Annotated in this window: 9 protein-coding genes; all 9 read left to right on the top strand. The window is 63.9% G+C overall.

Features of this window, described 5'->3' with window-relative positions:
- On the top strand, positions 1–293 hold a 293-nt coding region (locus EOA32_RS28880), incomplete at its 5' end, for an enoyl-CoA hydratase-related protein (RefSeq protein ID WP_245499409.1).
- A 245-nt stretch (positions 294–538) separates the two neighbouring features.
- Entirely contained in the window at positions 539–805 is a 267-nt protein-coding gene (gene rpsT, locus EOA32_RS28875) for a 30S ribosomal protein S20 (protein WP_066996401.1), read from the top strand.
- A gap of 909 nt (positions 806–1,714) precedes the next feature.
- A complete protein-coding gene (gene dnaA, locus EOA32_RS28870) occupies positions 1,715–3,187 on the top strand; it encodes a chromosomal replication initiator protein DnaA (RefSeq protein WP_245322332.1) in 1,473 nt (490 codons plus the stop codon).
- A gap of 175 nt (positions 3,188–3,362) precedes the next feature.
- Positions 3,363–4,481, top strand: coding sequence for a DNA polymerase III subunit beta (dnaN, locus tag EOA32_RS28865; protein WP_066996395.1), 1,119 nt, complete (start codon positions 3,363–3,365; stop codon positions 4,479–4,481).
- Between the two features lie 87 nt (positions 4,482–4,568).
- Positions 4,569–5,729, top strand: a complete 1,161-nt coding sequence (gene recF, locus EOA32_RS28860) for a DNA replication/repair protein RecF (RefSeq protein WP_095782896.1) — start codon at positions 4,569–4,571, stop codon at positions 5,727–5,729.
- 209 nt (positions 5,730–5,938) lie between these two features.
- On the top strand, positions 5,939–6,694 hold the full coding sequence (locus EOA32_RS28855) for a molybdopterin-synthase adenylyltransferase MoeB (protein ID WP_095783119.1): 756 nt from the start codon (positions 5,939–5,941) through the stop codon (positions 6,692–6,694).
- A gap of 4 nt (positions 6,695–6,698) precedes the next feature.
- Positions 6,699–7,187, top strand: a complete 489-nt coding sequence (locus EOA32_RS28850; protein WP_095782895.1) for a GNAT family N-acetyltransferase — start codon at positions 6,699–6,701, stop codon at positions 7,185–7,187.
- Positions 7,184–8,434, top strand: a complete 1,251-nt coding sequence (locus tag EOA32_RS28845; RefSeq protein WP_128373528.1) for an aconitase X catalytic domain-containing protein — start codon at positions 7,184–7,186, stop codon at positions 8,432–8,434. Before EOA32_RS28850 ends, EOA32_RS28845 begins: the two co-directional genes overlap by 4 nt.
- A partial coding sequence (locus EOA32_RS28840; RefSeq protein WP_128373527.1) for a DUF126 domain-containing protein occupies positions 8,431–8,604 on the top strand: 174 nt, incomplete at its 3' end. The genes EOA32_RS28845 and EOA32_RS28840, both read left to right, overlap by 4 nt.

The following is an 8,604-nucleotide window of genomic DNA, read 5'->3' as shown; positions in this document are numbered from 1 at the left end:
CCGGGCGGATGATGGACGCTGCCGAGGCCGAGCGCTGCGGACTGGTGTCGCGAGTGGTGCCGGCGGCCGAGCTGGTCGAGGAGGCGCTGAAAGCGGCAGCGAAGATCGCCGAGTTTTCCCTGCCGTCGGTGATGATGACGAAGGAAGCCGTCAACCGCGCTTTCGAGACGACGCTTGCCGAGGGGCTGCGCTTCGAGCGCCGCCTTTTCCACTCGCTGTTTGCGCTCGATGACCAGAAGGAGGGTATGGCCGCCTTCGTCGAGAAGCGGAAGCCGAATTTCAGCAACCGCTAGGGCTTGTCGGCCTAATGCGTGCCGCGATTTTGGCAAGAAGCCGGGCATGCACAAAGACAACGGCTTTAGGCGCGCAGACCCGTTTCAGCGAGGCGCGGCTTCAAGCCCAAAAAGACCGCGAAGCGGCGTTGACGCGCCGGAAAAGCTGAACTATAAGCCGCACCAACCGAGGCGGCCCGTGGCTGCCCGTTTGTTTTTTGCGCCCTGCGACCCGCTGGCGCCCACCAGATCAGAAGAGAGGCATCATGGCCAATACGTCCTCGGCCAAAAAGGCAACGCGCAAGATCGCCCGCCGGGCGGCGATCAACAAGAACCGTCGGTCCCGCGTCCGCACCTATGTTCGCCAGGTCGAAGAGGCGCTCGCCGCCGGCGACAAGGCTGCTGCGCTGGAAGCGTTCAAGGCCGCGGAGCCGGAATTGATGCGCGCAGCAACCAAGGGTGTCCTCCACAAGAACACGGCTTCCCGCAAAGTTTCGCGGCTGGCCCAGCGGGTCAAGGTGCTGTCGGCCTGACCGACTTCCCTTTAGAACCGTTATCCTTGAACCCGGCCGCACAGGCCGGGTTTTTTCGTTTGCCGGCAAGTACTTAAAAAGAACGGTCGGACAACGACGCTTGGGCCGAATTTCAAAGTAGCTAATGTTTTGCCGGCATATACATAATCGCTCATGTCGACGACCGCTGGATGCGGGCACGGCCATAGATGAGCCTGCCACAAAATCCATATATTTTTCAAAAGCTTACAGACGGTCATCCACAGCTTGTTCAACTCGCGGAGGAGCGGCGGGGGACAAGTAGCTGTCAAGAGAATTATTTCAGAAAATTTCCGAAGGTGTGGCCTTTTTCACATTCCACGGAAAAGGGTTTGAATCACAATGGCTTTATGAAAATGGGCCGCAGTGGCACCTGCTTTGAACACGTCTCCGGTAACCAGATTCGTTAAAAATCCGTTAGACGTGGCCTTGCCCTATCCACAGCGATTTCGGTAATGTCCATCCATCGAAGGGACGGGCACCTGCCCTTAACCCAGCCTGAATCGGCCAGCAAAAAATGGCGGAATTCATGACGCGGAGCAATTCCGCGTGCGGCTTGGTTTGTCTCTTCGGTGCGGGTAGGGGACTGGCGTAATTGTACATGGCAGTCGACGTTGGGCCGGCATTTTCGCCGGGCGGTGTTGTATTGTCTTGGCATGATCAAGCCGGCTTGCGAGAGCCGGCAGAGGTCCCTTGCGCAACGTTGCAACGATATCGCCGGCGGCGGCGATAGAGGCGCAGCGAAAAACGTCGCCGGACCCAGGGTGCAGGAGGCGCACTCCCGGCGGAAAAAGGGTACGAGAGACAAGGAACTTGATCATGCAGAGCGGCATCGAAGGGGAGATTGCGGGCGAACTCCCATTCCCAGCAACTATCGTCGGAGGGGACGACATGGCGGCATCCAGCGACGCTGAACAGAAGTTCGAGCGGGTCAAGGCCCAATTGAAGGCGCGTCTGGGGGCCGAGGTCTATTCGAGCTGGTTCGGCCGCATGAAGGTTGCCGAGGCGTCGCGCGGCATGGTCCGCATCTCGGTACCGACGGCCTTCCTGCGGTCGTGGATCAACGGCCACTACCTCGATCTTATCGCCGAACTGTGGAGGCACGAGGATCCCGACCTTCTCAAGATCGAGATCGTCGTGCGGACCGCCACGCGGCAGGGCCGCAACAATGTCGAGCCGGAGATCGCGCCGGCGCGCAAGATGACCAAGCAGGCCCAGACCGCGCTTGCCGCCGGCACCGCGAGCGCCGGTCGCGTGGAGCGGACGCCGGCGCCCCGCCAGGGCGTGCCAGTGGAGACCGAGTTCCGCCACAATGTGCTGGGGTCGCCGCTCGACCCGCGCTACACTTTCACTTCCTTCATCGAAGGCCCTTCGAACCGTGTTGCTTTCGCGGCGGCCAAGGCGGTGGCGGAATCGCAGTCGAGCGCGGTGCGCTTCAACCCGCTCTTTCTCCATGCGACCGTCGGCCTGGGCAAGACGCATCTGCTGCAGGCGATCGCGGCGGAATCGCTGCGGCACAATCCGAAATCGCGCGTGGTCTACCTGACGGCGGAATATTTCATGTGGCGCTTCGCCACCGCGATCCGTGACAACAATGCGCTGACGCTCAAGGAGCAGCTGCGCGACATCGATCTGCTGATAATCGACGACATGCAGTTCCTGCAGGGCAAGTCGATCCAGCACGAGTTCTGCCATCTCATCAACATGCTGCTCGACAGCGCCAAGCAGGTGGTGGTCGCCGCCGACCGGCCGCCGTCTGAACTGGAGTCGCTGGAGCCGCGGGTGCGCTCGCGCCTCAACGGCGGCGTGGCGCTCGAAATGTCGGCACCGGATTTCGGCATGCGCCTCGGCATGCTGAAGCTGCGCCTTGCCACTGCCAAGATCGACGATACCTCGCTCGACATTTCGGATGAGATCCTCGATCACGTCGCCAGAACGGTGACGGGCAGCGGGCGCGAGCTCGAAGGCGCCTTCAACCAGCTTCTGTTTCGCCAGTCCTTCGAGCCGCAGATCACTATCGACCGCATCGACGAGATCCTCGGCCATATCTACCGCTCGGGCGAGCCGAAGCGGGTGCGTATCGAGGACATCCAGCGCATCGTGGCGCGCCACTATAACGTTTCGAAGACGGAACTGCTCTCAAACCGTCGCACGCGCACCATCGTCAAACCGCGGCAGGTAGCGATGTATCTCTCCAAGGTGATGACGCCGCGCTCGCTGCCGGAGATCGGACGCCGTTTCGGCGGCCGCGATCACACGACGGTTCTGCACGCCGTGCGCAAGATCGAGGATCTTTCCGGCGCCGACAACACGCTGGCACAGGAACTCGAACTGCTCAGAAGGCTGATCAACGAGCAGGCCTGAGCGCTTCGCCCGCTTTATCCCCAGAAAGCCCGCGCAACCGGCTGGAACCGGTGCCGCGGGCTTGCGTTTGCAGGGTTTTTACTGTCAGCTTACATAGATTCTGAGCTTTTCGGAGCTTTTGCGGGACGCCGCTGCCCGGTGACCCGCTCATTCATTGAAGCGAGCCTGTTTCGTCATGCGTGTTATCCTGGAACGATCCAATCTTCTGAAGTCCCTCAACCACGTCCATCGCGTGGTGGAGCGGCGCAACACCATCCCGATTCTGTCGAATGTGCTGCTCAGCGCCGAGGGCGCCAGCCTGGAAATGAAGGCCACCGACCTCGACCTTGAAGTGACCGAAGCCACGCCGGCCAAGGTCGAGCGCGGCGGCGCGACGACGGTTCCGGCGCATCTGCTCTACGACATCGTGCGCAAGCTGGCCGACGGCGCCGAGGTGATGCTGAAGACCGACGAGGACGGCAACGCGATGACCGTCACGTCCGGGCGCTCCAGCTTCCGCCTGCAGTGCTTGCCGCAGTCCGATTTCCCGGAGCTTTCAGCCGGCTCCTTCTCGCACATCTTCCGGCTCGATTCGGTGGCGCTCAAGGGCCTGATCGAGAAGACGCAGTTCGCGATCTCGACCGAAGAGACGCGCTACTATCTCAACGGCATCTTCCTGCACACGCATGAGGCGGGCGGCAAGCTGAAGCTGCGCTCGGTCGCGACCGACGGGCACCGACTGGCGCGCGCCGAGATCGACGCGCCGGCAGGCTCCGAAGGCATGCCCGGCATCATCATCCCGCGCAAGACGGTGAGCGAGCTGCAGAAGCTGGTCGACGACCCTGATATCGCGGTGACGACGGAGCTGTCGGATACCAAGATCCGCTTCACCATCGGCAGCGTCATCCTGACCTCGAAGCTGATCGACGGCACCTTCCCCGATTATCAGCGCGTCATCCCGACCGGCAATGACAAGAAGCTGGTTATCGACCGCCAGAGCTTTGCCGCCGCCGTCGACCGCGTCTCGACCATTTCGTCCGAGCGCGGCCGAGCCGTGAAACTGTCGATCAATGACGGCCAGCTCACGCTCGCCGTCAACAATCCGGATTCCGGCAGCGCAACCGAGGAGCTGGCGGCCGAATACTCGTCCGACCCGATCGAGATCGGCTTCAACGCCAAATATCTGCTCGATGTCGCCGCCCAGCTCACCGGTTCGGAAGCCAAGTTCATGCTGGCGGATGCCGGGTCTCCGACGCTGATCCACGACATGGCCGACGAGACCGCGCTCTACGTGCTGATGCCGATGCGGGTCTAGGCTTTGTCTCTTTTGTTGACGCAATTCCGGACGGAAAACCGCTATGCACTTTTCCTGGAATTGCTCTAGCAGGCCTCACATGTCGCCGTGACCTCGGACGCCAAACAGCTTCGGCAGCAGAGCTATATAAGTAAGCTTACACTTACAAATTTTCGCAACTATGCGGGACTTTCGCTTGATCTCGGCCCCGGCGCTGTCGTGCTGTCCGGCGACAATGGCGCCGGCAAGACCAATCTGCTCGAAGCAGTCTCGCTGCTGACGCCGGGGCGCGGGCTGCGCCGCGCGCCTTACGCCGACGTCGCCCGCGAGGGCGGCGATGGCGGCTTTGCCTTGCATGCGCGCATCGAAGGACCGGAAGGTCAGGTCGAAATCGGCACCGGCATTGCCGGCGGCGATGGTGCCGCGGAAGGCGGCAGGCGCGTGCGCATCAACGGCGCGACGGCAAAATCGGCCGAGGATATGCTCGAATGGCTGCGGGTCGTCTGGCTGACGCCGGCGATGGACGGGCTGTTTCCAGGGCCGGCCGCCGACCGCCGCCGCTTCCTCGACCGGCTGGTGCTGGCGATCGACCCCGGCCACGGGCAGCGCGCGCTCGATTACGAGAAGGCGATGCGTGGCCGTAACCGTTTGCTTACGGAAGGCTCGCGCGACAGCGGCTGGCTCGACGCGATCGAGATGCAGATGGCCGAAACCGGGGTGGCGATCGCGGCGGCCAGGGCCGAGCTGGTGCGACTGCTTGCGGCCATGATCGACAAGCTGCCGGGCAGCGGCCCGTTTCCGCAGGCCGACATCAGCCTCGCCGGCGAATTGGAAAGCGAAATCGCGGTCACACCGGCAGTCGACGTCGAGGAGCGATTCCGCGCCATACTCGCCAATGGCCGCGAGCGCGATCGCGCCGCTGGTCGCACGCTCGACGGTCCGCACCGCTCCGACCTCGCGGTCCGTCACCGGCCGAAGTCGATGCCGGCCGAATTGTGCTCGACCGGCGAGCAGAAGGCGCTGCTTGTCGGCATCGTGCTGTCGCATGCGCGGCTGACCGGCGAGATGTCGGGCCTGACGCCGATCCTGTTGCTCGACGAGATCGCCGCGCATCTCGACAGCGGCCGGCGCGCTGCGCTGTTTTCCATCCTCGAAGAGCTCAACTGCCAGGCCTTCATGACCGGCACCGACGCGGCGCTGTTTTCCAGCCTTGCCGGGCGGGCGCAATTCCTGACGGTCGATCACGGCAGCGTCGGCCCGACCGGCTGAACTGTCGAAGAGTTCAAAGCGCCTTGCACGACGATTTGTCCTGCGGGACAAGGCTTCGCTTTGCACGTGAGTGACAAGGCTTCGCTTTGCATGTGAGTGACAAGGCTTTGCCTTGCATGTCAGTGACAAGGCTTCGCTTTGCATGTGCATGACAAGGCTTCGCCTTGCATGTGCATGACAAGGTTTCCTGCCCGCTATATGGTCCGGCCATGACGAATGCTGCCCTCACCGACGAAGAGCTCGAGCGCTATGCCCGCCACATCGTGCTGCCCGAAATCGGCGGCTCCGGCCAGCAGAAGCTGAAGCGGGCGCGGGTGCTGGTGATCGGCGCCGGCGGGCTTGGGGCGCCTGTGCTCGAATATCTCGCCGCGGCCGGCGTCGGCACGCTCGGCATCGTCGACGACGATGATGTCTCCTTGTCCAACCTGCAGCGGCAGGTGATCCATGGCAGCGATACTATTGGCATGGCGAAGACCGACAGCGCTTCGGCGGCGATCATGCGCATCAACCCCAATGTCAGGGTGGAACTGCATCGCCTCAGGCTGACCGAGCAAAATGCCCCTGCCCTCGTCGCCCAATACGATATCGTGGTCGACGGCTCCGACAATTTCGAGACACGCTATGCTCTGGCCGATGCCTGCGCCCAGGAAAAGAAGCCCCTGGTCACTGCCGCCGTCGGCCGCTTCGACGGCTCGGTGACGGTGCTGAAGCCATTTGAAACGGGCGCCGATGGCCAGCGCAATCCAGGCTACCGCGACCTTTTTCCGGAAGCGCCGCCCGAAGGGCTGGTGCCATCCTGCGCCGTTGCCGGCATCGTCGGCGCGCTGACGGGCGTCGTCGGCACGCTGGAGGCGATGGAGGCGATCAAGCTGATCGCCGGCATCGGCGAGCCGCTGGTCGGCCGGCTGCTGCTTTACGACGGGCTGACCGCCCGTTTCGACACCGTCCGCTACAAGGCACTCTGAACGCATGGATCAGACGGCCACTCTCCTCGTCAGCGAGCTTCCGCCGGACTTCGCGCAGTGGGACGAATTGCTGGCGCTGATCCGGCGCGCCTTCGCCTATATGGACGGCGTCATCGACCCGCCATCCTCGGCGCATCAGCTCACACCCGAAAACCTCAAGAGCAAGGCCGGGCAAGAAACGCCGTTCCTGGCCATGGAGAACGGCCGGATCGTCGGCTGCGTCTTTGCGATGGAGAGGGCAGACGATTTCTATGTCGGCAAGCTTGCCGTCGAGCCTGGCCTTCAGGGGCGAGGCATAGGCGGACGGCTGATGCAGGCCGTCGACGATCTTGCCCACCGACGCGGCAAGCAGGCCCTTGAGCTGCAGACGCGTATCGAGCTTACGGCGAACCACGCGGCCTTCCTCCGGCTCGGCTTTCGCGAGACCGGGCGCACCGCGCATGCGGGCTACGACAGGCCGACCTCGATCACCATGCGCAAGGTGCTGTCTTGAGCCTCGCGCTCAGCCCGGAGGAACAGGCAACCGCCGCCGGTAAGGACGGCGCGGGAATGGCGATGCGCATCGTCGCCGAGAGCGCGCGCCTGCTCGGAGCGCCGCGGCTGATCCCGATCTGTTCGGCGCATATCGACGGCGCGCTCTATCACGGCGATTCCGGCACGCTGTTCGCCGAGCGGCTGGTCGAAGGCGGCGCCAGGGTCGCAGTGCGCTCGACGCTCAATGTCGGGGCGCTCGACCTGACGGGCTGCTCGCGCATTCGCCTGGAAGAGCCGCAGCGCGGCATGGCGCGGCGGATGATGGATGCCTATCGCAAGCTCGGCTGCGAGCAAAGCTGGACCTGCGCGCCCTATCAGGCCGGGCACAGGCCGGCACATGGCAGCGATGTCGCCTGGGGCGAGTCCAATGCGGTGGTGTTCTGCAATTCGGTGCTGGGCGCCCGCACCAACCGCTACGGCGATTTCCTCGACATCGCCTGCGCCATCACCGGCCGCGCACCCGATTATGGCCTGCACCGGGCCGAGAACCGCCGGGCGCGACTGGTGTTCGACGTCTCGGGCCTATCGCCTTCCTTCCTTGCTTCCGAGATCGCCTGGCCGGTGCTGGGCAGCCTCTATGGCCGCGAGGTCGGGGATACGATCGGCGTCGTCGCCGGCATCGCCGACCATCCCGGCGACGACGCGCTAAAGGCCTTCGGCGCCGCTGCCGCTTCCTCCGGCGCGGTCGGGCTGTTCCACATTGCTGGCGTCACGCCAGAGGCGCCCAACGTCGAAACCATTCTGGCCGGGCCTGAACCGGCGGTGATCCACGTCACGCCGCAGATGGCGGCGAAGGCTCGCGCCGGCCTGTCGACGGCGGCGGTGCCGAAAACCATCGATGCGGTCGCCATTGGCAGCCCGCATCTGTCCTTTGCCGAGTTCGACATGCTGGAGCGGCTGATTGCCGGAAGACGGCTCACCGTGCCGATCTATGCCTGCACCGGCCGTCACGTGCTTGCCTTGCTGGAGCAGGACGGCCGGCGGAAGAGGCTCGAAGCAAGCGGGGTCGTCATCGTTTCCGACACATGCGTGGTGGTGACGCCGATCATGCCGGAACTTGCCGGCGGCGTGCTGATGACCAATTCGGGCAAGTTCGCGCATTACGCTCCGGGCAACACCGGCTATGCGGTGCTCTATGCCTCGCTCGCCGATTGCGTCGAAAGCGCGGTCGCCGGCAAGCCGCGCTTCACGGACCTCGCCGCATGAGCGCCGCCGCGGAGATATTGGTACGGGGCAAGGCCGGTAAAGGCGAAGCGCTGGTGCTGACGGCGCCGATCAGCTTCTGGGGCGGCGTCGACCCGAAGACAGGCCGCATCGCCGATGTCCGCCACCCGCAGCATGGCGAGGTGATTTCCGGCCGGGTGCTGTTCCTGCCG

Source organism: Mesorhizobium sp. M1A.F.Ca.ET.072.01.1.1 (assembly GCF_004023325.1).
Lineage (GTDB): Bacteria > Pseudomonadota > Alphaproteobacteria > Rhizobiales > Rhizobiaceae > Mesorhizobium.
This window is presented reverse-complemented; position numbering and strand designations above follow the sequence as displayed.

Bases quoted from the DNA above. Each gene is read 5' to 3' on its own strand.
- EOA32_RS28850 (WP_095782895.1), top strand. From the start codon at position 6,699: ATGGATCAGACGGCCACTCTCCTCGTCAGCGAGCTTCCGCCGGACTTC.
- dnaA (WP_245322332.1), top strand. From the start codon at position 1,715: ATGGCGGCATCCAGCGACGCTGAACAGAAGTTCGAGCGGGTCAAGGCC.
- rpsT (WP_066996401.1), top strand. From the start codon at position 539: ATGGCCAATACGTCCTCGGCCAAAAAGGCAACGCGCAAGATCGCCCGC.
- dnaN (WP_066996395.1), top strand. From the start codon at position 3,363: ATGCGTGTTATCCTGGAACGATCCAATCTTCTGAAGTCCCTCAACCAC.
- EOA32_RS28855 (WP_095783119.1), top strand. From the start codon at position 5,939: ATGACGAATGCTGCCCTCACCGACGAAGAGCTCGAGCGCTATGCCCGC.